Source organism: Corynebacterium sp. KPL2825 (assembly GCF_037908445.1).
GTDB classification, from domain to species: domain Bacteria; phylum Actinomycetota; class Actinomycetes; order Mycobacteriales; family Mycobacteriaceae; genus Corynebacterium; species Corynebacterium kefirresidentii.
In genome coordinates this window covers 99593-123140 of sequence record NZ_JBBMGI010000008.1, presented here as the reverse complement: position 1 = coordinate 123140, position 23548 = coordinate 99593, and the positions used below count along the sequence as shown (strand labels likewise).

23 protein-coding genes and 2 tRNA genes are annotated in these 23548 nt (G+C 58.7%); 15 read left to right on the top strand and 10 right to left on the bottom strand.

The genetic code is table 11. The features are described 5' to 3' along the window. Window positions 1-199 precede the first annotated feature (199 nt). Window positions 200-487, top strand: coding sequence for a helix-turn-helix domain-containing protein (locus WMQ00_RS12010; RefSeq protein WP_204610597.1), 288 nt, complete (start codon window positions 200-202; stop codon window positions 485-487). A gap of 18 nt (window positions 488-505) precedes the next feature. Here WMQ00_RS12010 and WMQ00_RS08035 read toward each other — a convergent pair whose 3' ends face one another. Continuing rightward, window positions 506-1246, bottom strand: coding sequence for an SDR family NAD(P)-dependent oxidoreductase (locus tag WMQ00_RS08035; protein WP_340440857.1), 741 nt, complete (start codon window positions 1244-1246; stop codon window positions 506-508). Window positions 1247-1487: 241 nt separating this feature from the next. After that, a tRNA-Leu gene (locus WMQ00_RS08030) sits at window positions 1488-1575 on the bottom strand. A gap of 199 nt (window positions 1576-1774) precedes the next feature. On the opposite strand from WMQ00_RS08030, the gene WMQ00_RS08025 reads away from it, so the two are divergent. The 9 genes from WMQ00_RS08025 (at window position 1775) to WMQ00_RS07985 (ending at window position 11612) form a co-directional block, all read left to right on the top strand. After that, on the top strand, window positions 1775-2608 hold the full coding sequence (locus WMQ00_RS08025; protein WP_239207738.1) for a DUF3662 and FHA domain-containing protein: 834 nt from the start codon (window positions 1775-1777) through the stop codon (window positions 2606-2608). Window positions 2609-2633: 25 nt separating this feature from the next. Next, window positions 2634-3086 (top strand): FHA domain-containing protein FhaB/FipA, encoded by a 453-nt coding sequence (locus WMQ00_RS08020; protein ID WP_005329668.1) that lies wholly within the window; start codon window positions 2634-2636, stop codon window positions 3084-3086. Then, window positions 3083-4447 carry a PP2C family protein-serine/threonine phosphatase gene (locus tag WMQ00_RS08015; protein ID WP_340440856.1) on the top strand — a complete coding sequence of 455 codons (1365 nt, stop codon included), beginning with the start codon at window positions 3083-3085 and terminating at the stop codon, window positions 4445-4447. Before WMQ00_RS08020 ends, WMQ00_RS08015 begins: the two co-directional genes overlap by 4 nt. Window positions 4448-4450: 3 nt before the next feature. Further along, a complete protein-coding gene (locus tag WMQ00_RS08010; protein ID WP_317001652.1) occupies window positions 4451-5803 on the top strand; it encodes an FtsW/RodA/SpoVE family cell cycle protein in 1353 nt (450 codons plus the stop codon). Then, window positions 5800-7230 (top strand): penicillin-binding protein 2, encoded by a 1431-nt coding sequence (locus WMQ00_RS08005; protein WP_340440855.1) that lies wholly within the window; start codon window positions 5800-5802, stop codon window positions 7228-7230. The genes WMQ00_RS08010 and WMQ00_RS08005 overlap by 4 nt, the downstream gene beginning before the upstream one ends. Next, window positions 7230-8675: a serine/threonine-protein kinase gene (locus WMQ00_RS08000; protein ID WP_340440854.1), complete on the top strand. Its 1446-nt coding sequence runs from the start codon at window positions 7230-7232 to the stop codon at window positions 8673-8675. Before WMQ00_RS08005 ends, WMQ00_RS08000 begins: the two co-directional genes overlap by 1 nt. A 3-nt stretch (window positions 8676-8678) precedes the next feature. Continuing rightward, a complete protein-coding gene (gene pknB, locus WMQ00_RS07995) occupies window positions 8679-10637 on the top strand; it encodes a Stk1 family PASTA domain-containing Ser/Thr kinase (protein WP_200288461.1) in 1959 nt (652 codons plus the stop codon). Window positions 10638-10701: 64 nt separating this feature from the next. Further along, complete coding sequence (gene crgA, locus WMQ00_RS07990; RefSeq protein WP_005326260.1) at window positions 10702-10971, top strand: cell division protein CrgA; 270 nt, start codon at window positions 10702-10704, stop codon at window positions 10969-10971. 74 nt (window positions 10972-11045) lie between these two features. Continuing rightward, window positions 11046-11612 (top strand): hypothetical protein, encoded by a 567-nt coding sequence (locus tag WMQ00_RS07985; RefSeq protein ID WP_200288462.1) that lies wholly within the window; start codon window positions 11046-11048, stop codon window positions 11610-11612. Here the strand turns inward: WMQ00_RS07985 and WMQ00_RS07980 are convergent. The 3 genes from WMQ00_RS07980 to WMQ00_RS07970 form a co-directional block, all read right to left on the bottom strand. Beyond that, on the bottom strand, window positions 11563-13017 hold the full coding sequence (locus WMQ00_RS07980; RefSeq protein ID WP_340440853.1) for a phytoene desaturase family protein: 1455 nt from the start codon (window positions 13015-13017) through the stop codon (window positions 11563-11565). The genes WMQ00_RS07985 and WMQ00_RS07980 overlap by 50 nt on opposite strands. A 306-nt stretch (window positions 13018-13323) precedes the next feature. Then, window positions 13324-13977, bottom strand: a complete 654-nt coding sequence (locus WMQ00_RS07975) for a rhomboid family intramembrane serine protease (protein ID WP_259825500.1) — start codon at window positions 13975-13977, stop codon at window positions 13324-13326. 109 nt (window positions 13978-14086) lie between these two features. After that, the gene (locus WMQ00_RS07970) at window positions 14087-14617 is read right to left on the bottom strand and encodes a peptidylprolyl isomerase (protein WP_034656094.1); all 531 of its coding nucleotides are present in this window, start codon (window positions 14615-14617) and stop codon (window positions 14087-14089) included. Window positions 14618-14686: 69 nt separating this feature from the next. Between WMQ00_RS07970 and WMQ00_RS07965 the strand changes: the two genes are divergently transcribed. Further along, entirely contained in the window at window positions 14687-15346 is a 660-nt protein-coding gene (locus WMQ00_RS07965; protein ID WP_200288465.1) for an HAD family hydrolase, read from the top strand. Here the strand turns inward: WMQ00_RS07965 and WMQ00_RS07960 are convergent. Beyond that, window positions 15306-16943 (bottom strand): dihydroxyacetone kinase family protein, encoded by a 1638-nt coding sequence (locus WMQ00_RS07960; RefSeq protein WP_316330809.1) that lies wholly within the window; start codon window positions 16941-16943, stop codon window positions 15306-15308. The genes WMQ00_RS07965 and WMQ00_RS07960 overlap by 41 nt on opposite strands. A 142-nt stretch (window positions 16944-17085) precedes the next feature. Between WMQ00_RS07960 and WMQ00_RS07955 the strand changes: the two genes are divergently transcribed. Next, window positions 17086-17724 carry a DedA family protein gene (locus WMQ00_RS07955; RefSeq protein ID WP_248099363.1) on the top strand — a complete coding sequence of 213 codons (639 nt, stop codon included), beginning with the start codon at window positions 17086-17088 and terminating at the stop codon, window positions 17722-17724. A 48-nt stretch (window positions 17725-17772) separates the two neighbouring features. Here the strand turns inward: WMQ00_RS07955 and metE are convergent, their stop codons facing one another. Then, window positions 17773-20043: a 5-methyltetrahydropteroyltriglutamate--homocysteine S-methyltransferase gene (gene metE / locus WMQ00_RS07950; protein ID WP_316330810.1), complete on the bottom strand. Its 2271-nt coding sequence runs from the start codon at window positions 20041-20043 to the stop codon at window positions 17773-17775. Further along, the gene (locus WMQ00_RS07945) at window positions 20030-20962 is read right to left on the bottom strand and encodes a methylenetetrahydrofolate reductase (RefSeq protein WP_316330811.1); all 933 of its coding nucleotides are present in this window, start codon (window positions 20960-20962) and stop codon (window positions 20030-20032) included. Before WMQ00_RS07945 ends, metE begins: the two co-directional genes overlap by 14 nt. A gap of 282 nt (window positions 20963-21244) precedes the next feature. Here WMQ00_RS07945 and WMQ00_RS07940 point away from each other — a divergent pair, with 282 nt between their 5' ends. The 3 genes from WMQ00_RS07940 (at window position 21245) to WMQ00_RS07930 (ending at window position 22889) form a co-directional block, all read left to right on the top strand. Continuing rightward, on the top strand, window positions 21245-21982 hold the full coding sequence (locus tag WMQ00_RS07940; RefSeq protein ID WP_200288470.1) for a hypothetical protein: 738 nt from the start codon (window positions 21245-21247) through the stop codon (window positions 21980-21982). 133 nt (window positions 21983-22115) lie between these two features. Continuing rightward, a complete protein-coding gene (locus WMQ00_RS07935) occupies window positions 22116-22319 on the top strand; it encodes a hypothetical protein (protein ID WP_005326240.1) in 204 nt (67 codons plus the stop codon). A 99-nt stretch (window positions 22320-22418) separates the two neighbouring features. After that, the gene (locus tag WMQ00_RS07930; protein ID WP_023020214.1) at window positions 22419-22889 is read left to right on the top strand and encodes a GNAT family N-acetyltransferase; all 471 of its coding nucleotides are present in this window, start codon (window positions 22419-22421) and stop codon (window positions 22887-22889) included. On the opposite strand, the gene WMQ00_RS07925 is transcribed toward WMQ00_RS07930, so the two are convergent. Further along, window positions 22886-23134 (bottom strand): hypothetical protein, encoded by a 249-nt coding sequence (locus WMQ00_RS07925; protein ID WP_005329702.1) that lies wholly within the window; start codon window positions 23132-23134, stop codon window positions 22886-22888. The genes WMQ00_RS07930 and WMQ00_RS07925 overlap by 4 nt on opposite strands. 208 nt (window positions 23135-23342) lie before the next feature. Continuing rightward, window positions 23343-23415: transfer RNA gene (locus tag WMQ00_RS07920), tRNA-Ala, on the bottom strand. Between the last annotated feature and the right edge of the window lie 133 nt (window positions 23416-23548).

Below are 23548 nucleotides of genomic sequence, written 5' to 3'. Positions count from 1 at the left end.
ATACTGAAGCGTCTTGGGTTTGGTTCCGGTCATTTCTAGAGAAAAATAGGAAACCATGCCAGGGAACTAACCGGCGTTACTACCAGTCATCGACCGACTAACCTTATTCACGGTGGTTTTCGGGCGTTGATCAAACTTGATTTCTAACTACTCACAAATTCGCTACGCGCGATTTACACATTGACCGTAGGATAAGAGTATGCCGCTGACACTCGTTTCCTTATCAACCGACCCAACACCCGACTTGCTTCGAACACGCATCGGACAAGCACTTCGCCAAACGCGGATAGCACAATCCAAGACTCTCCAAGACGTAGCCGATGAAGCAAACCTGTCACGATCCCACCTATCAGATATAGAACGTGGCAGGAAAGAAGCATCCTCAGAAGTCATTCGCAGCATCCACCAATCCTTAAACCTCAGCATCGACGATCTACTCGACCGCGCCTCACACTCGTCGAATCAGGGCCTGTGCCTAGCCGCCTAAACACATCCAAGCACCGATTTACAGTCCGCCTGAGGCCGTAATCATTTGGCCAGTAACCCAGCGCGACTCTGGCCCCGCAAGGAAAGCGGCTACCTTTGCAATATCTTCCGGGCGGCCCAACCTACCCATAGGGGTCATCTGTGCGAGCTGTTGCCTTAGCTCCGGATCCGGATTGACCTCTCGCTGGCCGTCGGTATCTGTTACTCCTGGCCGAATTGCGTTGACCGTAATATTTTTAGCTGCAAGTTCTTTAGCAGCTACTTGCGTCAGTGCTTCCAAAGCAGACTTCCCCGCGCAATACTCAGCGATCCCAGGTTGCGGCAACAAAGTATTCAACGACGAAATATTAATAATGGAACTTCCCTGAGGCATCGAAGGAGCAAGATGCTTAATAAGCAAGAAAGGGGCCGTCGCATTAATAGTGATGGCCTTATTCCATTCGTCTAACTCAGTATCAACTATGGGCCCGATCTCAGTTCCGGCACTAGCGTTGTTGACAACGACATTAAAAGGACCTTCTTGCGCTAGCTCTTTAACCGTTTCTTCGACAGAATCACTGGCACTTAGATCCGCACGTACAGCACGAACCTGATAGCCCCGGGACGACAAATCAGTGACCGCCTCATCCGCAGCGGCGCGGTTACTATTCCACGTCAGTACAACGTCGTACCCACCCCGTGCAAGGTTTTCTACTATCGCACGTCCAATACCACGCGACCCACCAGTAACTAATGCGACTTTCTTCGTTGATTGTTTCATGCCCTCAATAATGCCCACCCCTACATAAAAAAGCCACGGATTCCGCTCCTAGCGAAATCCCTCCGAACTCGCGAACCTATAACCCATCGTCACATCAAACATTGCCCTCAAACGGGATGTGCACCCTCAATCCCCGCACGTTCAATCCTCGGCCCTGAAGAACCGTAAAACGAAAGAAACCGGAGGTAAAATACCCTTTCGAGTTTGTTACTTCCGGTGGTGCAGTTTGTTCAACTGCTCATGGTGCCCGGGGCGGGACTTGAACCCGCACGTCCTTATCGAACACTGGCACCTGAAGCCAGCGCGTCTGCCAATTCCGCCACCCGGGCAGGGTGTGGATGTCTTAGCGACTTGATAAAGATACCACGAATGCTGCTCAGAACTACAAATCGGCAGGAAAAATAAACTATTTCGGGGAAGGAGCAGCGAAATTTCTGGGAACTTTCGCGTCGCCATCTACGTTTCGAGGGGGTGAACAAACTATACTGATCGCTACTGATCGCTGCATGGTGGAAAGGAGAATGGCTCGTGGCGTTTTTAGAAAAGCTGGCGAAGCTGGACTCCGCCATGCAACGCGGCCTTGATAACGGCATGGCCCTTGTCTTCGGCGGCAAGGTCGTTCCCGCGGAAATTGATGAGCTTTTAAAGCAAGAAGCTCAGGACAATCTCGCGCGCGGCGACGATGACAACCTTTATAGTCCGAACGTAATGACTGTGGGTGTCTCCTCCAAGGATTTGGAGAACTTGTCGCAGGATCGCAATGTGCCGGCCGATTGTGCAGACCAGTTGACGCGCTTTATTCGCAATAGCGGATGGTCCCTCGCGGGCCCCGTGATTGTGCGAGTGGCCGAAGAATCTGGTTTGCGCACGGGTCAGCTTCGCGTGTCCTCGTTTATTGATCACGAGCCCACGGAAGAGACCGGATTTGAGGCTATTTTCCACGACTTTGATGGTCAGGAGGACCAGATGACCGAGCAGCACGAGAATACGGCTGATGACGCGGTAACTACCGCTTTCATTGCTCCAGATAGTCAACCCGCTCCGCAGCCACAGGGCCCCGCAGTCAACCTGATGCTGCAGGATGGCTCCTCGCGCGTCTATCACGTGCAAGAAGGCTCCAATATTATCGGCCGCAGCAACGACGCCGACCTGCGGCTTCCGGATACGGGCGTATCCCGTCAGCACGCGGAAATCACCTGGAACGGCCAGGATGCGGTTTTGGTGGATTTGCAGTCCACCAATGGCACCACCGTGAATGAGACGCCGATTGATAATTGGCTGCTTGCCGATGGCGACGTGATCACCATGGGCCATTCCCACATCGAGGTCCGCATCACGGGCCTTGATTCGCACAGCTACTAAGTTCAGTTAAGGAAGGGAGGTCGCCATGGATGCAGTCATCATGCTGGCGCTTCGCATCGGCTTGTTGGCTCTGCTCTGGATTTTTATCCTGGTGGCCTTAAACGCCATGCGTCGCGATACCAATAAGTCCGCCGGCGCTATCCGCCAACAGTCAAAGAAGGTGGGGGCACCGCGGCGTCGGGAAGCGATTAAACAGCTGTCCATCGTTGAGGGCCCCTTGCAGGGATCCCATATGGAATTGGGCACACTGGAGGATTGCACGCTGGGCCGAGCTTCTGATTGCGATTTTGTCACGGGCGATGATTATTCTTCCGGCCACCATGCCCGGCTATTCCGCCGCGGTAGCGAATGGGTAGTAGAAGATTTGGAATCTCGCAATGGCACTTTTGTCAATGGCGTGCGCATCGACCAACCCGAGGTAGTCGGCGCGGACTCCGAAATTAAGCTGGGCCGCACTACCGTGAGGTTGAACGCATGACACTGAAGCTGAACTTCTTTGCTAAGTCCGATCGCGGCCTCATTCGCGATAATAACGAGGACTCAGGCTACGCCGGTCCTCACCTTTTGATCTTGGCGGATGGCATGGGTGGCCACGCAGCAGGCGAGGTTGCCTCCGAGCTGATGGTCAACCACCTAGAAATCTTGGACCAAAACCCGGGCCAGCAAGACACCACGGCGCTACTAGAAGCGGCCGCTGACCAGGCCAATGAGGCCATCAGTGACCATGTCAAGGCCCACCCAGAAACCGAAGGCATGGGTACCACGCTGACCACCATGCTCTTCAACGGCACGGATTTCGGCGTCTGCCATGTGGGTGATTCCCGCGGATACCTGCTGCGCGACGGCAAACTCGAGCAGATCACCAAGGATGATACCTACGTGCAATCCCTAGTGGATAAGGGCGAACTGGACCCAGGCGATGTCTCGTCGCACCCGCAGAAGTCCCTCATTCTAAAGGCCTATACGGGCCGCCCGGTCGAAGCAACGCTATTTACTCTCGGCGCCAAGCCCGGCGACCGTATCCTGTTGTGCTCCGATGGGCTTTCGGATCCGGTAACCGCCTCCACTATTGAGACCGCACTGGGGCAAGGCAGCATTGAGCAGGCCGGCTCCACCCTAGTGGACCTAGCCATCCGTTCCGGAGGCCCGGATAATGTCACCGTGGTTATCGGTGAAGTAACCGAGGAAAGCCCCCAGGAGCACAAACCATTCCGCGTCGGCGCCCTCGCGGGCCCTACGGAAGACCCAACCCATCCGGATTCTTCCGCCTCGCGGGCGGCACAACTCTCCCGCAAGCCTCAAGTAATTCCACCGGCCGTCATGTCCGATGGTGAGGAGGAGCGCCCCGAGCCAGCTGATGAAGAAGCGGAGGAGGAAACTTCCGGCCGAAAGACCGGCTGGAAGGTCCTTCTTGCCCTGCTCATCGTCCTCGCACTGGTCATCGGTGCCGGACTGTGGGCAAAGAACTTCTTGTCCAATAATTATTACGTAGCTACCAACGAGGCACAGGAAATCACCATCCAACAGGGTGCTGATTACTCCGTCTTTGGCAAGGAACTACACTCCACGAACCAATACGTGTGCATCAATGACAGCAATTCGCTCCTCTTTTCCGGCGAGCCATGCAAGGGCGACTTTGCACCGCTAAAGGTTACGGACCTACCGGAATCTGAACGCAGCGCCGTCGACCATCTCTCCACTGGTGATCTGGGTGAGGTACAGCAGCAAGTCAATGATTTGGGCGATAAGGCGCTCAAGCCATGTATCACTGCGCCGAGCCAAAAAGATAAGAAGGATGCCAAGAAAAACAAGCCTGGCGTCACCTGCCGGGAGGTGTAGGTTGTGAAAAAGTTTTTTAGCCGAGGAACCGAACTCGGCCTGCTCATCCTAGCCGCCATTGTCTTCGCTATTACCTTGGTGAGCTTGGAGCTTTCCCAGGACAACGCTCTGACCATGGACCTGGTTTATCTCATTGGCGGGTTCATTGGCATCTTTACCGTCGCCCATCTGGTGATGTGCTTCTTAGCACCTTATGCCGATCAGATCATGCTGCCCATCGTGGCGATCCTTAATGGCATCGGGCTCATCATGTTGGCCCGCCTAGATCTGGTCAATGAAAGCGGGCTCGCGGTGCGTCAGGTTATGTGGACCATCGTCGGACTCGTACTCTTCGTGCTGGTCTTGGCCATTTTGAAGGATCACCGCTCGCTGACGCGCTACTCCTATATCTTGGGTGCCGCAGGCCTTGTCCTGCTGGCCCTGCCATTGGTTTGGCCGCAGCCTCCAGGCGTGGAGGCACGCATCTGGCTAAACTTGGGTCCCTTTTCCATCCAGCCCGGCGAGTTCTCCAAGATCTTGCTGATCTTGTTCTTTGCCATGCTGCTGACGCAGAAGCGCTCCCTATTTACCGTGGCGGGATACCGAGTACTGGGTATCTCCCTGCCGCGCTTGCGCGACCTCGCACCCATCCTGATCATTTGGGCCATCGCGATCGTCATCATGGGTATCTCCAATGACTTCGGCCCAGCGCTGCTGCTGTTTAGCACCGTCCTTGGCATGCTGTTTATGGCCACGGGCCGGGTGAGCTGGCTGCTTATCGGCGTTGTCCTCGTCGGTGTAGGTGGTTTCGGTATTTATCAGATCTCCGCGAAAATCCAGCAACGCTTTTCTAACTTCCTAGACCCGCTGGGCAATTATGATGGCACGGGCTTCCAGCTTTCCCAGTCGCTATTCGGCATGTCTTCCGGTGGCATCTCTGGCAGCGGCTTGGGCGAGGGGCATCCAGAACTCGTTCCGGTGGCCCACTCGGATTACATCCTTGCTGCAATCGGTGAGGAGTTCGGCCTCATTGGCCTTGCCGGCGTACTGGTGCTTTTCGGTATGCTGGCCATCCGCGGCTTTGGCACTGCGCTGCGCACCCGCGATACCTATGGCAAGCTGGTGGCTTCCGGTCTTTCTCTTACCTTGGCAGTCCAGGTCTTTGTGGTCACCGGCGGCATTTCCGCCCTGCTGCCGATGACCGGTTTGACCACGCCGTTCATGTCTGCCGGTGGTTCCTCTCTCATGGCTAACTATGTGTTATTGGCGATCTTGCTGCGGATCTCTAACGCGGCTCGTCGCCCCATGCAGGAGACCTCGAGCAATGCGCCGAGCGATACCTCCATGTTCCCGTCGGTCCAGGAGGCTCACCGATGAATAGATCCATCCGTCTAGTGTCCTTATTCGCCATCATTTTGACGGCCATCTTGCTGGTCAACTTGACGGTGATTCAGGCTTTTTCTGAAGATAAATACGCCCATAATCCGCGGAATATGCGCGGCTTCATGGAAATGCAGACCACCCCGCGCGGACAGATCTTCGCGGGCAATACCGTATTGGCACAGTCGACGCAGAATCCAGACGAGACCTACTCGCGCTCCTACCCCATTGATTCACCGGCCTTTGGCAACTTGACCGGCTACTTGTCGAGCCAATTTGGTGCCTCGGAACTAGAGTCCACCCAAAATGACATCCTCAATGGCACCGATGATTCATTGATGAAGCAAAACTGGCTCGATGCTCTGGCCGATAAGCCGAAGCAGGGCGCAAATGTAGAGGTCACCATTGATCCTGCACTCCAGCAGGCTGCCTATGATCAGCTTGTGGGCCCGGGTTACGAGGGGTCTGCGGTTGCCATTCAGCCTTCCACCGGCAAGATTCTGGCTATGGCCTCCAACCCTGGCTATAACCCGAATGATCTGATGGGCGATTCCGCTGAAGATGTTTGGGCCAACCTGCAAGAGCAGGAGGGGCAGCCGCTGGTCAACCACGCCGGTGCAGAAACGCTGCCTCCCGGTTCCATTTTCAAGATCATTACCACCGCGGCCGGTCTGAACAACGGTTTTAATCCTTCATCCACCTTGACCGGTTCCAATGTCATTACCTTGCCAGACACGGTGACGGAGCTGACTAACTATGCCAACCAAAAGTGCAACGGCCAGGATGCGGTAACCCTGCAGACCGCCTTTGCGCTGTCGTGCAATACCGCTTTTGTGGAGATGTCGGAGCAGCTTGGCGCAGATGAGTTGCGCAAATATGCCAAGGCCTTTGGCGTGGGAGAAAACTATGACCTGGGCGTCTCCACCTCCGCCGGTACCTTGGGCGATTTGCCGGATGGGGCGGCCACGGCGCAGTCCGCCATTGGTCAGCGCGATGTCACCATGACCGCGCTGCAAGCAGCTGTTATGGCGGGCACCGTGGCCAATAAGGGCACCCGCATGCAGCCCTACCTGGTCAATCGCATTACCGACGCCCAGATGAAGGACATCCGCACCACCAAACCAAAGAAGGCGGACCAGGCGGTTAACGAGGAAACTGCGGCTACGCTTACTGATTTGATGTATGCCTCGGAGCGTTCCTCCGCTGGATATGATGGCAATGGCTTTGCTTCCAAGACCGGTACCGCTGAGCATGGCGAGGGCCTAGCCCCGCATGTGTGGTACGTCGCCTTCGATCCGGAGCGGGATATCGCAGTGGGCGTCGTGGTAAAAAATGGTGGTAACTTAGGTGAGTCCGCGACAGGCGGCAAGGTTTCCGGCCCAATTGGCCGCGCTATCCTGCGCGCATACCAGGGGGAGCAGTAATGAATAGCGCCGAGAATAAGGAACATCTCCAGGCACTGATTGGCAGCGACTACGAGCTGCAGTGGGTAATCGGCCACGGCGGAATGTCCACCGTGTGGTTGGCCGATGACACCCGCAATGATCGGGAGGTCGCGCTCAAGGTTCTACGCCCGGAGTTTTCCGATAACCAAGAGTTCCTCTCGCGTTTCCGCAACGAAGCAAAATCGGCCGAATCTATTCAGTCCGAGAACGTGGTAGCCACCTATGATTACCGCGAGTTGGAAGACAACGGCCGCAAATTCTGTTTCATGGCCTTGGAATACGTCCGTGGCGAATCCCTTGCAGACCTGCTGGCGCGCGAAAATACGCTGCAGGAGGAGCTGGCTCTCGACGTCCTCGAGCAGGCTGCGCATGGCCTGTCCATCATCCACCGCATGGAGCTCGTGCACCGCGATATTAAGCCCGGCAACTTGCTCATTACGCAAAATGGCCAGGTCAAGATCACGGACTTTGGCATTGCCAAGGCAGCCGCAGCCGTGCCGCTGACTCGCACCGGCATGGTGGTAGGCACCGCACAGTATGTGTCTCCCGAGCAAGCACAGGGAAAGGATGTGACGCCGGCTTCCGACGTCTATTCACTCGGCGTCGTTGGCTATGAAATGCTCGCCGGCAAGCGTCCCTTTACCGGAGATTCCTCCGTGTCCATCGCCCTGGCGCATATCAATCAGGAGCCGGATCCGCTATCGACAAATATCAGCGCCCCGGCGCGCGAGCTCATTCGCATTGCGTTGCGCAAGGATCCGGCCACCCGCTACGCCGATGGCAACGAGTTCACTCTAGCCATCTCCGCAGTCCGCTTGGGCAAGCGCCCGCCACAGCCCAAGTCCGCACCGCTAGCGCAGCGCGCACCAGAACCATCGCCGTCCGCCTCGACGGAGATGTTGGGCAACGTTGCCCAACCCACCACGATCCATCCGGCAGCGGGAACCGCTCCAGTTAAGGAATCGAAGGGTGGCTCCTCCTTTCTGAAGGGCCTGGGCATCACCTTGCTCCTCGCGGCCTTGGCCGGCGGTGGTTACCTCGCCTACCAGCAGCTAAGCGATAGCGAGGGAACGAGCGCACCCTCCAGCACGCCGGAAACCTCGGTGGTTACGGAGTACCGCGATCCCACCACCACCCACCAAGACACCCCGGACGAAGATACGGAAGAGGCCCCAGCACCGGTGACGGTGACAGAGACCGAGCCGCAGGAGACGGAGCAAGAAGAGACTCCGCGTACTACTCACCGTGAGACACCCACGCGCCACTCGCCCACCCACCAACAGCAGCCCCCGGCCCTACCGACGCAACAGAATCCGCAGGATACGCACGTTGAAAACACACCTGAGCTGGATACTCCAGTAAACTCGCAGGCTAATGAGCTCCCCGGAGACTTGGTTGATTTACTGACACAGGAGGGTGACTAAGCGATGGTCAATGACCGCTATCGGAGAGGCGAGATCATCGGCGCCGGCGGCATGTCTGAGGTCTATGCTGCCGAAGACACCGTCCTAGGCCGCCAGGTTGCGGTAAAGATGCTCCGCCCGGAAATGGCGCGCGACGTCAACTTCCGGGAGCGTTTTTACCGCGAGGCCCAGAACTCGGGCAAGTTGAATCATCCCAATATCGTGGCGGTTTATGACACCGGGGAAACCGAGCTGGATGGCATGACCATCCCGTATATCGTCATGGAGCGGGTCAATGGCCGCACTTTGCGCGATATTATTCGCGAGGATGGAGCACTATCCGCCCAGGAAGCGGCCGATATCCTCAAACCGGTAGCGGATGCACTGCAAGCCTCGCACGAAGCCGGCATTATCCACCGTGATATCAAGCCGGCGAATATTATGCTCACCAACACCGGCCAGGTGAAGGTGATGGACTTCGGCATCGCTCGCGCCTTGGATGATTCCACCTCGGCGATGACGCAAACCTCCGCCGTTATCGGCACCGCCCAATATCTTTCTCCCGAGCAAGCCCGCGGTAAGAATGCGGATGCCCGTTCGGATGTCTATGCACTGGGCTGCGTGCTCTACGAGGCCCTTACCGGTCAGACCCCATTTGAGGGCGAAACCCCGTTTGCGGTTGCTTATCAGCACGTACAGGAAGAGCCGACACCACCGTCGGAGCTCATCGCGGATCCTTCACTAACCCCCACCCAGCGCGTCAACATTGATGCGGTGGTGCTTACCGCAATGGCGAAGCACCCTGCGGATCGTTATCAATCCGCCTGGGAGATGGCCGGCGATTTGGAACGCCTGCGCAATGGACAGGTCACCGCGGCAGCGCGCATGCATGTTAATGAGGACGAGGTCGAGCAGCCTACCGAGATGGTGGGAGCCGCCGCGGCCCCTGCGGCAGCGCACCGCGCACCGATTCAATCCACCCGCCCCTCCGAAGAGGATGACAAGCAGGGCGGCGGCTGGATGAAGTGGTTGGCTGCCTTCTTGGCCGCCCTCTTGGTAGCTATCGTGGGCTACTTCGCATGGGACTTCTTCTCCAATGACAAGGAGGATCCCGAAAAGCCACGCCAGACCCAATCTGCCCCGCACGACAAGATCATCGTGCCAGAGGTGGAAAACCGCCCGCGCAATGAGGTGGTTAAGGAACTCGAAGACATGGGCCTGCAGGTTACCGTCAATGAGGAAGCTAACCCGGATATCCCTCGCAATAATGCCATTCGCATCAATCCCGCCCCGGGTTCCGAGCTGCAAAAGAATGCCTCAGTAACGTTGACTGTGTCCTCCGGTAAGGAAATTACAGATGTCCCGGACATTACCGGCATGACCTTGGATGAAGCCTCCCAAGCCCTCGAAGAGGCGGGCTTGGCACTCAACTCCGACGTTTCGGAGGAAAACGATGAAGCACCAGCCGGCCAAATCATCAAGCAGGATCCGGCCGGCGGCACGCAGCTGTCTAAGGGATCGAAGGTACGGGTGACGGTATCTAAGGGCGTCGAAAAGAAGCGCGTACCCAATGTTTCCGGAATGAATGTAGAAGATGCCCAGAGCCGTCTCGAGTCCAATGACTTTGATGTAGACGTGCGCGAAGTCGATTCTTTGGAGCCGAAGGGCACGGTGCTGAGCGTATCCAATGAAGGCGCGGAGCTGGAAAAGGGCAAGCCGGTCACCGTTGAGGTCTCCAATGGCATGCTCTTTAAGGCTCCTGACCTGGTAAGACAGAGTCAGAAGCAGGCCGAAGATGAACTCCGCGCGGCTGGCTGGACTGGCCAGCTGGTGCCGGGGGAGCCCGTGCCTACCGGCGCGCTGGTGGATAACAATAAGATTGGCTGGGCCTCTGTGAATCCAGGCGATACCATGCGTAAGGATCAAAACATTGAGGTTCGCCTGTGGAATTTCGACCCCGCTGCACTTCTGCCGCAGCCATAGCTGCTGGTATCCTAAGGTCTCAGTACGAACTTAGATAAGAACTTAAATCTAGAAAAGGTATCTTATGCCGAAGTCAAAGATTTCTCAGAGCTCCTCCGTCCCTACCTCGAGCTCTGCTACCAACCGCACCCCCGTCAAGATCAATTCGGAGGGCACCCCGAAGTGGTACGTAGCCATCATGCTGGGCCTGATGGTCATCGGCTTGCTGTGGCTCGTGGTCAATTACCTCGCTGGCCAGGACATCCCATTCATGGCGGACCTCGGCGCTTGGAATTATGGCATCGGTTTTGGCTTGGCCATCATCGGCCTGCTGATGACCATGGGGTGGCGCTAAGCTAGACCTCCCAGCCTGTTCCCTCGCTCCCTGCTTCCTGTAGGTGGCGAGGGTTTTTCATATCTAGGAGCCACATGTCTCGCCACATTTTTGCTGCTGGCCTCATCATTTCCGTGGCCTACGCGGCCGTGCACATCGCGTTTGCCGACCCCACCCTACTCACCGGCGCCGCTCCCCTCCGCCTTTCCGTGCGCAACTACCTAGGCAATGTCCTGGGCTCGGGCATGGTGTGGGGAATCTTTAGCTACCTCATAGGCAAGAATTATTCGGGCCGGTGGCTCAAGGCACTCCTGGCCGGTACGGGAATTATCGTCTTGATGCTGGCCGTGCACTACGCCTTGCTCGTGGTCTTCGGTGTGTACAACTGGCGCGAGGCATTTGAGTACAACGCCCAGTGGTTTATCCTGGCTCTCCTCTCTGGACCGGTATTGGGGCTGGCCGGCGCGGCCTCGGCCCAGTTCCGGTGGTTCGACTATCTCGCCGTCCTGGGCTTCCTCATCGAGCCTGTCATAGCAGGGCTCGTCCCAGGCAGGTCCTACTTGCCCCGCACCACGACCATCCCTGGGTACTTCGCCGCTGCGACTCTCTGGCTCATCGGCGCGGGCCTCTTTTTCTGGCAGCGCCGCCTTTCCACCCGCTGAGCGCTTCTTCGGCGGCCCACCATCCCGGCATACCGTGCACACCAGCACCGGGAGCGGCGGAGCTGGAGGCAATATATACTCCCGGAGCGAGGCGATGCGGATGGGGCGAAAGGCGTGGCCGCAGGAGAGTTTGCAGCCCAGTCATGGATCCGCCGGCAATATCGCCGCCCACCAGGTTGGGATTCCACCGCTCCAGCTCGGCTGGGCTAGTGGCGTGGGTAGCCAGGATGGTATCCCGAAAACCGGGGGCAAAGCGTTCGATCTGCGCAGTAATCAGCTCGGTTACCTCACCCGGATAGCGCTCCGCATAGCCGCGCGGGACGTGCGCATAAGTCCACAGCGTAAGCCCACGGGAAGGGTCGGCCACGTATTGTTGGCAGGCCAATACTAGGGGTCGCTCGGGCATGCGCCGCTTGCCGACGTCCCCCTCTGCCCTACAAATCTCCTCTACCGTGCCTCCCACGTGCACGGTGCCGGCCTGGCCCACGCGCGGGTCGGTCCACGGCACGGGCTCGCTGAGATGGAAATCCACTTTGAAGACGGCGCTGCCATATCGCCAGCGCGCCAGGCTCCGGCGAACACGGCTGGGAAGCTCTAGCCCACGCAGCCCCAGGATCTGCTGCGGGGTCAGGTTCAGAATAATCGCCTCGGCTGCGGGCAATTCCCGCAGGTCGCGAACCTCGCATCCGGTGTGGAGGCGCGCATGATGGGAACGGAGGAGGTTTAAGAGGGCGTCGATAAGAGCGCCGGTGCCGCCCTCCACCACGGGCCAGCCGCGGGTCATGCCCAACCCGCCAAAGAGCAAGCCGAATGCGGAGGTAAATGGCCTCGTAGGCGAGGTAATCGCGTGGACCGCGCTGCCCGCGAAGAGTGCGCGGGCCTGTGGCGTAGCAAAGGCCGCTCGGCCGAGCTGACTTGCGGGCAACGTTCCGGCCGCACCGAATTGCGCCAAGCGCACGGGGCGATCGGGCCAACGCACCAGCGGCGTTAGTGCATTCGCCACATGCTCATCAATATGCCGGACAATGTGTCCGTGCAACCGCGTCCATGCGTGAGCATCGACTCCCAACTCCGCGGCCGTATCCGCCAAAGAACTCTGCAGGATTCCGGCCGGGGCTCCCTCTAACGGATGGGCCATGGGATAGGGGGCGTTAAGCCACCGCAAACCATGGGATTCCAGATCAAGGGCGTGGAACGCCGGACTCGCCACGCCAAAAGGGTGCCCGGCCGCTCCGAGATCCACAATCGTCCCCGGAAAAATCTCCGCCGAGGAGGCTGCCGCACCACCGGCCCAGTCGGCCCGTTCGTAGATATCCACACTCCAGCCAGCCATGGCCAAACGCGCCGCGGCCGTGAGTCCATTAGGTCCTGCGCCGACGATCACAGCGCGAGGTTGATTATCCACAATGCTCCTTATGCAGGTCAGTACCCAAATTTATCAGTCTTGCTCACACAGTGGGTAGAAAGTTATCCACAGGCTGTGGAGAAAGCCTGTGAAATGTGAATTTCACACAATTATTAACACCCTGTGGATAACTGTTTTCACGGACTTCCACAGGCGGATTTTCTTACTTTCGCACAGTCTAGACCAGCGTGATCAGGGAAAACTCCGGAAAAGCGTTCGGTAAATTACAAAAATGTAGTTATCCACATTGTGGATAAACATTGTGGAATTCTTTCGCACATGCTTTCCGGTGATCAAATTCCACAGTTATCCCCAAAACCCAGCTTGTTGGGCCAAGAGCGCGAGGATTACCGCGGCCACCACAACAACACCGCCCCAGCGAAGAGAGGGGCTTTTTCGATAGAGAAAAAGGCTCAACACGAGGCCTGTGCACAACCCACCCAAGTGTCCCCACAGGGATACGCCATTGGCCAGGAAGGTATAGGCCACGTTCGCCACAACCAGGGCGATGGGCGCGCGGAGATCGAGCCCGCGCTGGCGATAAGCACCTACCAGCATGACCATGAGTGCGAAGAGCGCACCGGAGGCGCCGACGGTGGGGGTATTGAAGTCGAATTTCAAGATCATGGCGGACGCGCCTAGGCACGAGATGAAATAGGAGGCAAGATACAACCCGGTGCCAAGCGTCCGCTCCACTTCCCTGCCTATGAGCAAGAGCATGATCATATTCACCGCCAAATGTCCCGCGTCTAGGTGCATGAACTCCGAAGACAGCGCAGTCTGGGGGCGGAAGGGATAATCCGGTCCCCACAGGCCCCAATCCGCTGCGAGCGGGGAATCATAGAAGGTGGCTCCTAGCGTGCGCGCCTGCACCGCGGTAATCAGCCAAGCGATGATGCAGACGGCGGCGATGAGCGCGGTCGCTGGGGTAGCGCGGACATAGTTTCTCACCATGGTCATGAAGTTGTCAGTCCTTTAGGCGGGGGTCTGGCTGTGGATAGCTCGGGAAAACTGCAACGAGCCCGCCGCCGCACGAATAATGCGGTGACGGGCCCGAGGAAAAAGGCGATTACGCGATATCGATGGACTCGATAACAACGTCCTCGTGCGGACGGTCCATGCGGTCAGTATCCACCTTGGCGATCTTGGACACAACCTCCTGGGAAGCAGCGTCAGTTACCTCGCCAAAGATGGTGTGGTGGTTGTTCAGGTGCGGGGTCGGCGCCACGGTGATAAAGAACTGGGAACCGTTGGTGCCTGGGCCAGCATTAGCCATGGCCAACAGGAATGGGCGGTCGAACTGCAGCTCCGGGTGGAATTCATCCTGGAACTGGTATCCCGGGCCACCGCGGCCGGTGCCGGTCGGGTCGCCGCCCTGAATCATGAAGTTATCGATGATGCGGTGGAAGATTGCACCGTCATAGAACGGTCCGGACTGCTCGCCCTTTGCGTTCTGGGAGGAGTAGTCCTTCTCGCCCTTGGCCAGGCCGATGAAGTTTTCAACGGTTACCGGTGCATGGTTACCGAAGAGATCGATAACAATGTCACCGTAGTTGGTATGCATCGTTGCAGTTGCGGTCTTCTGAGTCATGCCAGCCATTGTAAAGAATTTAACGCGTGCCTGCCGCGCATGACATAACGCTGTCAGCGATCGCGATAGCCTGAAGGTATGATTCGCGCGCTTCTTTTTGATCTGGATGACACCTTGCTCGATCACTCCGGCGCGGCCCGAGACGCGGTGGATCAGTGGTGCCGCGAGCTCGGACTGCCCGAGGGCCAGCATCCGCGATTCGCGGCTATTGAACGAAAGTGGTTTCAAGCCTATGAGCGCGGCGAGGTCTCCCACCACGGCCAGCGCGCGGCGCGCTGCCGCGAATTCCTCGGCCGGGACATGAGCGATGCCGAGGCGCTGGCCGCCTATGACGGCTATCTTTCCGCCTACCGGGAGCAATGGCGCGCTTTTTCCGACGCCCTGCCCACCCTCACCTGGGCCCTCGAATCCGGCTTTCAGGTCGGCATACTCACCAACGGCGAGCGCGAAATGCAGCAGGCGAAGCTGGAGGCCACGGGCCTTGCGCTTGCCGACGTCCTCCTCATCCCCACCGTCGACCTCGGCTGCCCCAAACCGCAGCGCGCGGCCTACCTCGCTGCTTGCCGCCAGCTCGGAGTGGATGCTGCAGACACGCTCATGGTGGGCGATTCCCTCACCAACGATGTGCAGGGGGCGCGCAAGGCAGGGCTGCATGCGCTCCACCTCGACCGTGCGGGTGATGGAGATCTGCGCTCGCTTAGTGCGCTGAGAGAGGTTCTCCCCCAAAGAGCCAGCTGACCACGATGGCGCCCGGATCGATAACGCCCTTGCTGCGATCTCCCAGGTAGGAGGCGCGGCCTTTCTTTGCCGCGAGATCCTCGGTGTCGAGGGCGCCGGCATGGGCGGCGTCGAAAAGCGCCTGCAAGGTCTCCACATCCGGATCCTTCACACCTAGCTCGCGGGCTTTTTCTGCAGCCGGAATGAGGGCATCGAGCATGGTGCGATCACCACGCTGGGCGCCGCCAAGCTCGTGGATTAGGTCAGCCGCTGCGTTGAGCCCATCCGCCAGCGACTCCGCCCGAGCCAATTCATTAAAGAGCGTGCCGAATACGGCGCCGGAGGTACCACCGGCGAGGACGAGCAGACGCTTGGCCAGCCCGGTGAAGATCTCGGTATCCGTACCGCGCAGGGGAAGCTTGATGCCACCGAAGGCAGCCTCCATGTTCTGGCCAAAGTCGCCGTCGCCGGCCCGGCGGTCTAGCTCAGTAAGCGCTTCAAAAGAGGCTTGCAGGCGTTCCACAAAGGCGGTGAGCCACTGATTCTCTTCGCCCTCGGTAGAAAGTTCATCCTGGAAGGTGATGGTGGCGGGTTCCACCGCCTTCGCGCGGCCCAGGGTGTGCGGCCAGGCGGGGGCGGCAGTGGGGGCGTCGACAAGCTCGAGCAGCTCCGCATCTGCCTTGAGCAGAGTAAAGGAAGCACCGTGCATATTGACCGCGGTGACATAGGAACCCACCAACGACCGGGCTACGGTGACGCCACGCTGGGCCAACTGCGCGGCGGCCTCACCAAAGAGCAAACTCAGCTCCAGCGGGGTGGTGCCGCCTAGGCCGTTGACCAGGCACACCACTTCATCGCCTTGACCCAGCTCAAGGGCTGGCACGATCTTATCCAGGACCTGATTTACGATAGCGCTCGCGCTATCTACCTGCTCGGTGTGGGTGCCCGGCTCACCGTGAATGCCCACACCCACCTCCATCTGGCCGGCTGCAAGATCAAAGGTCTCGCGGCCGGTAGTCGGCATAAAACCGGCACCCAACGCCACGGACATGCTCCGAGAATTATCCGCGGCGCGCTGCCCTAATTCAGCAACCTTATCCACGTCATCGCCGCGGTAGGCAGCAGCTCCTGCGACCTTTTCCACCAGGATGGTCGCACCCGTACCGCGGCGACCGGGGCCGTCCTCATTGCCATCGGTGGCAATATCATCGGCCACCAGCACCGTGCGGGTGTCTACCGCCTCGGCGGCGTTGCGAGCGACGGTAAAGTTCATGACGTCTCCGGTGTAATTCTTCACCACATGGACTACTCCCCTGCCCTGGTCAGCCCACTGGGTGGCCTCGCTGACCTGGACCGCGTTCGGGGAGGTAAAGAGCAACCCCGGGCAGGCCGCTGCGAGCATGCCCTGGCCGACAAACCCGGCATGCATCGGTTCGTGACCGGAACCGCCACCGGAAATCACCGCCACTGCCGGATCACCGTCCGCGGTGCGCAGCGGCGTGGAGCGGCCAATGAAGCCAACGTCGTGCCAGCGAGCATCGGGGTGGTTGGCGATGAGCCCAGCGAGGGCGTCGGAGAGAAAAGTGTCTTGACTATTACGGAATGCGGAGTGGTTCATACTCCCAGGCTAGTGATGTTTCTTACCCGGAAGCTAGGAGGAGAAAAGAAACATATCGGTTCCATTCGGACACCCAGTGGATTCGCAGCTACTTTGCAGTTTGCGGAGGATACTAAAAGAACCACTAAGAAAGGATCCGCACATGGATTTCTTGTCCTCCCTCCACAACCTTATGGACGCAGGTTCCCTGCTCCAAAGCTTTGGACCTTATATTCTGCTCGGCGTCGCCGTGGTCATCTTCATCGAGTCCGGCGTGCTTTTCCCGTTCCTGCCGGGTGATTCTTTGCTCGTTACCGCGGCCATCCTGCGCCACGAACTCGACATCAACGCCTGGCTGCTCTTTGTCGTGGCCGCGGTGGCCGCCTTTGCCGGCGACCAGGTGGGCTTCTACTTGGGCCGCCGCTTTGGCCGCAAGCTTTTCAAGGACGATGCCCGCGTTCTGCGCACCGAACACCTCGATAGCGCGGAAGACTTCTTCCAGCGCCACGGCCCGGTGGCCCTTGTATTGGGCCGATTCGTACCAATCGTGCGCACTTTCGTCCCCTTCGCCGCCGGCACCGCGGAAATGGGCTACTCCTCCTTCTTGCGCTGGAATATCCTCGGTGGCATCGGCTGGGTAGGCTCCATGCTGCTGGTCGGCGTACTTCTGGGCGGTATCCCGGGCATTGCTCACTCCATCGACATCATCATGCTGATTGTGGTGGCAATTTCCGTGCTGCCGATGATCATCGGGTGGATCAACAAGCGCCGCAAGGCAAAGCGCGAAATCCCGGCCAGTTAAGGGCTAGTTGCCCATTTCCCAGCCGGGATTCTATGAGGTTAAGAGGACTTAGAGGGAATCACGTACCTCATCGCGAGCCAGCACCATATTGCGCAAGGAGGCCTCGGTCTCCTCGTAGCCGCGAGTCTTAAGGCCGCAGTCTGGATTAACCCACAGGCGCTCGACCGGCACGTGCTTGAGCGCAGCGCGGATGAGCTCGGCCATCTCCGCCACGGAGGGCACGCGTGGGGAGTGGATATCGTAGATGCCCGGGCCAATCTCGGAATGGAAGGTCTCGTCGATGTCTTCGAGCAGTTCCATGCGGGAGCGGGCCGCCTCGATGGAGGTGACATCGGCATCGAGGCCGGCAACGGCATCGATGATTTGGCCGAACTCGGAGTAACACAGGTGGGTGTGGATCTGGGTGGTCGGCTTGGCCTCGAGTGCAACGAGGCGGAAGGAGCGCACGGCCCAATCCAGGTAGGCCTTGCGGTCTTCCTCACGCAAAGGCAGCAGTTCACGCAAGGCGGGTTCATCGATCTGAATGATGTCGATGCCGGCCTCTTCCAAGTCCCGGACCTCATCCGCCAGCGCGACGCCGAGCTGGTCCGCAGAGATGGACTGGTGGACGTCATCACGCACGAAGGACCAGGCCAGGATAGTCACCGGGCCGGTAAGCATGCCCTTGACGTGGTGCTCCGAGAGCGACTGGGCGTACTTGGACCACTCGGTGGTCATCGCAGCCGGGCGGAAGATGTCGCCTACGACTATTGGCGGGCGGGTGCAGCGGGAGCCATAAGACTGGACCCAGCCGTTTTCGGTGGTTACGAAACCATCGAGCAGCTCGGCAAAGTACTGGACCATATCATTGCGCTCTGGCTCGCCGTGTACAAGTACATCGAGGCCGAGGCGCTCTTGCAGCTCGATGACGGACTTGACCTCATCCTTGAGGGCGGCGTTGTAATCGGCGTCGGAAAGCTCGCCCTTGCGGTGCGCCGCACGCGCTTGGCGGATTTCCTTGGTCTGTGGGAATGAACCAATGGTGGTAGTCGGCAGCTGCGGCAAGCCGAGTTCCTTTTGCGCCTCGTTGCGCTCGGCAAAGGCAGGCTCGCGCTTGACCTCGCCGGCCGGCAGCTTCTCGATGCGCGCCTTCACCGCCGCGTTGTGGATGCGCTCGGATTCGGCACGGGTGCGCACTGCGCGGTCGCTGATGCTATAAGCCTCTGGTGCCTCCAGCGGACCCTGGGAGAGGGCGACGACTTCCTTGACCTTCTCATTGGCGAAGGAGAACCAGGTGGCGACGTCTGCAGGCAGCTTGGTTTCTGCCTCCACGGTGTGCGGCACGTGCTGCAAGGATACAGAGGTCGATACGGACAGGGAGTCGAGGCTGCTCTCTAGGTCCTCGTACTTGGAGCGCAGGTCACGCAGGTTGGCGGCCCAGACATTGCGGCCGTCGATAAGCCCAGCAACCACGTGCGAGTTCAGCTTCTTCACGCGCTCAAGGTAGCCCTCATCGAGAGCCAAGGTGCCCACGGAAAGGTCCACCTGGACGGCCTCTGGCTTAAGTTCCGCCAAAACCTCAAGGCCCTTGCGCGCAGAGCCATACGGGGTGGTGAGGTAGACCTGCGGGCGGTTGTCTGCACCCAAGATCGCCTCATAGGCGCGCTTGGTGTGGGCGGCAAGCTCCTCATCGGTGGCAACGGTCAGGTCCGCCACTAGGCCAGGCTCAGCTAGCTGTACCCACTTCACGCCGGATTTATCCAGCTCGGCCAGTACCTCCTGATAAGCCTTGACAGCATCATCCAAGCGGTCAAGCGGAGACTTGGTAGCGCCCTCGGCCTGCTTGGACAAGGCCAGCAGGGTAACCGGGCCGACGAGGTATGGGCGCACGGTATGACCTGCTGCGCGGGCTTCTTCCACCAGCTTGATAACGCGCTGTGGGCGCGCCTTAAAGTCCTGGTCATCAGAAATTTCCGGGACAATGTAGTGGTAGTTGGTATCGAACCACTTAGTCATCTCTAGCGGCGCGGTGTCCTTATTGCCGCGGGCCAAGGTGAACTCATCATCCAGGGTCTCGCCGGCTACGACGCCTACGGTCAGTGCGGTCTCGAGCACCTGGTCGTAGTAAGCGACGTCGGCTGGAATGGCATAGTCCTCAGTAAGACCGAGGTCGCGCAGGCGGTTATAGGTATCCAAGCGCAGGGAATGAGCGGCAGACTCAAAGGTCTCTGCATCGATGCGGCCGGCCCAGTAGGATTCCAGCGCGCGCTTGAGCTCGCGGTTAGCGCCAACGCGAGGGTAGCCCTCAATCGTCGCCTTGGGGAAATTAGTGTTCGTCATTGTTTACTCCGATTCGAGATAACAGGTCTTGCGTAATGTCGGGATTGTTGTGGGTATAGATATGGAGGCCTTCCGCTCCCCCGGCCACGATGGTGCGGGCCAATTGGGCGCTAAGCTCCATGCCGATTTCGTATTCCTCTTCTGGGGTTTTCGCTGCCGCGAGCCGAGTGCGCACCCTTTCGGGTACGGCAAGCCCGGACAGCTGCCCCATTCGTTCCAACCGGCGCAGGCTGGTCATGGGCATAATCCCCGGAATAAGGGGAATTTTCACCCCGGCCAACTCCGCCCTTTGGGCGAAGCGGAGGAAATCCTCGGCATCAAAAAAGAGTTGGGTGATGGCGAAGTCCGCGCCGAGGCGCTGCTTATTGAGCAGGACGTCGAAGTCCTCGTCCTCGTTCTTGGATTCAGCATGGCCGCTGGGATAGCACGCCACGCTTACTGCGAGTCGGCCGGCAGCAAAGCGGGCCGCTTGGTGGCTCTCCAATTCCCGGATGAGGCGAACCAGTTCATCGGCATGCTGAAGGTAGTGTTCTGGCATGCCCCCTTCGGGGAGGTCACCCCGCAGAGCTAGCAGGCCACGCACTCCGGCATCTACCAAGCGATTAATCCACCCGATGAGCTCGTCGCGCGAGCCGGCCGTGCACGCCAGGTGCGCCAGCGGGCGCATAGCGGTGTTCTGCGAGATTTTCTCAATGAAGGCCGCGGTTCCCTCTAGCCAGCCGGAGCGCTGGGAACTGGTTACCGCGATGTAATCGGGGTGATAGCTTTCCAGGACCTCTAGCAGGCGGTCGATCTTGGCGGCATCGGCATCGTGGCGCGGTGGGATTACCTCGAAGGAAAGGGCGAGGCGCTCAGGTACATGGGATTCCTCTTCGCTTTCATAATCCAAGGGCGCGGAAGCCGAAAGTCGCGGGCTCATAGTCACCTCCTTTGCTGGTCGTCGTCGATGCGTTGACAAAAACGTACCAAGCTGTTCAGTTTGTGCGGTAGCGATTTTGCAATGGTATTACCATTGCAAGCCCGCAAACTGCGAGGTTGGCGAAAAATTGGCTGAATAATAATCGCACATTCTGAACCAAGCGGTCTATTTGTGACCCGTTCCCCCAGCACGCCGCCGCGCTCACGGTGGTACACCACCCACTACGTCACTATGCTGGGTGAAAGCGAATTGATAAATCTGAGTTAAGGAGTGTTCCATCCCATGAACCCCACCACATTGAACCTGGCCTTCAAGACCGCATCGAACCTGTGGAGCCAGTTCAACAACTACCGCGAAGAAAAGTCCCGCGAAGCCTACACCGCCCTAGAGGAGGCTGCGCAAAAGATGGACGAGCGCGATAACGGCAGCTTCGCCGAGTCCCGCCGCCAGGCGGGCGCCGTCACCCGCGCCGCACACTCCCGCCTCGAGCGCGCCCTGGAGGAGTTCAACAACTACCGCGAGGACGCCACCGAGCGCCTGAACGACGCCAAGGAAGAGGCCACCAAGAAGGCTAAGAAGGCCCGCAAGCAGGCCAAAAAGGATTCTCAGAAGGCGCAGAAGAACCTCAAGAAGAAGTCCGCCAAGGTAGCCAAGAAACAGAAGAAGCAGAAGTCCTCCAAGGGCTGGATCTTCGCCGGCATTATCGCTGTGCTTTCCGCCGCGGCCGGTGCCGCCTACTACTGGCTGCGCTCCAACGACAAGCCATCCCAGACCCCACCGCGCGTGGATGACTTCCAGTCCGCCTCCCACACCGCCCCTGAGTCCACCTTGGTCTACACCTCCACCAGCGAGAATGACACCCAGTCTGACCTCGTTGAGGAAGGCGCTGTACGCGATGAGGAACTGCTGGGTTCCATCGACGAACAGCTGGCCAAGCACCGCGAAGAAGAAGCAGCTCAGCCGGCCGACACCACCCGCATCACCGATGACCACCAAAACGAGGGCAAGCACCGCCTGTAGACCAAAGAATAAATACGCTTTCCACCCCGCCGTGGGGGTATATTCAGCGTTGCCTAGATCTCATTTCTTTGCTTAGACAAAAATCTCTTGATTGAATTCCCACATTAGGGATCTTTCTACAAGGAGATGAACAATGAGCTTTGAGTCCCTCACCGTCAAGCTCAAAGACGGCTCAACGTACTACTTCCCAGCGGGTGCGGTGTCTAAAGACCCTTCCTCTCGCGTGGATAACCTGCGCTTCGCCATCGATAACGGAACCACTTTCCACTCCGTAGACGAGGCCGGTATCGAGCGCGAGTTTAACGGTCACGACGTCCGCAATTACCACCTCGCCTAAGCGGCAGCCACATCCCTTCCCCACAGGTCACTGTCCTGTGCGGAGGGGATTTTCGCATGCGTACCCCGTGCTGCACCACTGGCGTCTATCGTGGATTCCATGGAACTTCGCGCAACCCAAGAATCTGACCGCACCTACCTCGCCCGCCTCAACTTCCTCACCGATACTTTCGGTGACGAGCACGGCGAGCTCTCCCCTGACTTCGCCGCTGATTTTGCCTTCTACGTGGAAAATTGGGATCCCAACCAGGGCGGTTTCATCGCCTGGGAGGAGCTTGTCCCGGCCGGTGGCGTGTGGCTCAATTGGGGCACGGAGGACAACCACGGATTTGGCTTTGTCGAGCCCGCCATTCCGGAGCTCGCCATCGCGGTCGAGGCCCGCTATAAGGGACAGGGCATTGCCACCGCGCTTATCGACGCCGCTATTTCCCTCGCCTACACCCTGCATGCCCCCGGCATCTCGCTAGCCGTCCACCCCGATAACCCCCGCGCCAAGGGGCTCTATGAGCACCTCGGCTTTGAACACGTGGGCAGCCACGAGGGACACTTTGTGATGCTGAAGCGCTTCTAAAGCGAGCGCAGGCGGGCGTGCGTAACGTAAATCGGCTCATTATCCACGGCCGTCTTAAATTCCTCGGTCAGCCCAGCCATAACCGCCTCGCGCGCCTCTTCACGAGTGCCGTGAAAGCTCATGACCTCGCCATCCACTGCGGCCTCGCCACGTTTGCGCACCACAACGTATTCTGCGCCTTCCGGCGCCGAGACTTTCTTCTCTGTGGAGGTAAAGGGATCGTTGTAGCGAACGTTGGCGGCCATGGTTAGTCTCCTAATGGTTTCGCGTAATAGTAATAATTCCCCACTTACTGTACTTAAAATTTCCTCCCCGCGACCGTGCGCGTACATCCCTGCCATTTCCGCCGACAAAAATGGAGTTTACATCGAAAAATCGCGACATCGCCCCCTAGCTGCCCTTGCGCAGAGAAAAGTCCGGCGCCCTCCGAAGAGGAAACCGGACTTCATGCTGTGGAGCATAGGAGAATCGAACTCCTGACCTTCTGCTTGCAAAGCAGATGCTCTACCAATTGAGCTAATGCCCCAGTGCCTACACACTTTACTACCGCAGCCGAAGCAACCACAAACCGCTCAAAACCCAGATCTCTCAAATCACTTTGGCCACTTTAGGCATGTCCTATCACGTCAGTAACACGCAGGCGCTAGGGTCATGGGCAC

What these genes read in the sequence shown, in the direction of transcription:
- metE (WP_316330810.1), bottom strand. Translation starts at nt 20,043, where the DNA reads ATGACGAACACTAATTTCCCCAAGGCGACGATTGAGGGCTACCCTCGC.
- WMQ00_RS07985 (WP_200288462.1), top strand. Translation starts at nt 11,046, where the DNA reads ATGTCTCGCCACATTTTTGCTGCTGGCCTCATCATTTCCGTGGCCTAC.
- WMQ00_RS07975 (WP_259825500.1), bottom strand. Translation starts at nt 13,977, where the DNA reads ATGACCATGGTGAGAAACTATGTCCGCGCTACCCCAGCGACCGCGCTC.
- WMQ00_RS07935 (WP_005326240.1), top strand. Translation starts at nt 22,116, where the DNA reads ATGAGCTTTGAGTCCCTCACCGTCAAGCTCAAAGACGGCTCAACGTAC.
- WMQ00_RS08015 (WP_340440856.1), top strand. Translation starts at nt 3,083, where the DNA reads ATGACACTGAAGCTGAACTTCTTTGCTAAGTCCGATCGCGGCCTCATT.
- WMQ00_RS07940 (WP_200288470.1), top strand. Translation starts at nt 21,245, where the DNA reads ATGAACCCCACCACATTGAACCTGGCCTTCAAGACCGCATCGAACCTG.
- crgA (WP_005326260.1), top strand. Translation starts at nt 10,702, where the DNA reads ATGCCGAAGTCAAAGATTTCTCAGAGCTCCTCCGTCCCTACCTCGAGC.
- WMQ00_RS07955 (WP_248099363.1), top strand. Translation starts at nt 17,086, where the DNA reads ATGGATTTCTTGTCCTCCCTCCACAACCTTATGGACGCAGGTTCCCTG.
- WMQ00_RS07970 (WP_034656094.1), bottom strand. Translation starts at nt 14,617, where the DNA reads ATGGCTGGCATGACTCAGAAGACCGCAACTGCAACGATGCATACCAAC.
- WMQ00_RS12010 (WP_204610597.1), top strand. Translation starts at nt 200, where the DNA reads ATGCCGCTGACACTCGTTTCCTTATCAACCGACCCAACACCCGACTTG.
- WMQ00_RS08000 (WP_340440854.1), top strand. Translation starts at nt 7,230, where the DNA reads ATGAATAGCGCCGAGAATAAGGAACATCTCCAGGCACTGATTGGCAGC.
- WMQ00_RS08005 (WP_340440855.1), top strand. Translation starts at nt 5,800, where the DNA reads ATGAATAGATCCATCCGTCTAGTGTCCTTATTCGCCATCATTTTGACG.
- WMQ00_RS08035 (WP_340440857.1), bottom strand. Translation starts at nt 1,246, where the DNA reads ATGAAACAATCAACGAAGAAAGTCGCATTAGTTACTGGTGGGTCGCGT.
- WMQ00_RS08020 (WP_005329668.1), top strand. Translation starts at nt 2,634, where the DNA reads ATGGATGCAGTCATCATGCTGGCGCTTCGCATCGGCTTGTTGGCTCTG.
- pknB (WP_200288461.1), top strand. Translation starts at nt 8,679, where the DNA reads ATGGTCAATGACCGCTATCGGAGAGGCGAGATCATCGGCGCCGGCGGC.
- WMQ00_RS07960 (WP_316330809.1), bottom strand. Translation starts at nt 16,943, where the DNA reads ATGAACCACTCCGCATTCCGTAATAGTCAAGACACTTTTCTCTCCGAC.
- WMQ00_RS07945 (WP_316330811.1), bottom strand. Translation starts at nt 20,962, where the DNA reads ATGAGCCCGCGACTTTCGGCTTCCGCGCCCTTGGATTATGAAAGCGAA.
- WMQ00_RS07965 (WP_200288465.1), top strand. Translation starts at nt 14,687, where the DNA reads ATGATTCGCGCGCTTCTTTTTGATCTGGATGACACCTTGCTCGATCAC.
- WMQ00_RS07930 (WP_023020214.1), top strand. Translation starts at nt 22,419, where the DNA reads ATGGAACTTCGCGCAACCCAAGAATCTGACCGCACCTACCTCGCCCGC.
- WMQ00_RS07925 (WP_005329702.1), bottom strand. Translation starts at nt 23,134, where the DNA reads ATGGCCGCCAACGTTCGCTACAACGATCCCTTTACCTCCACAGAGAAG.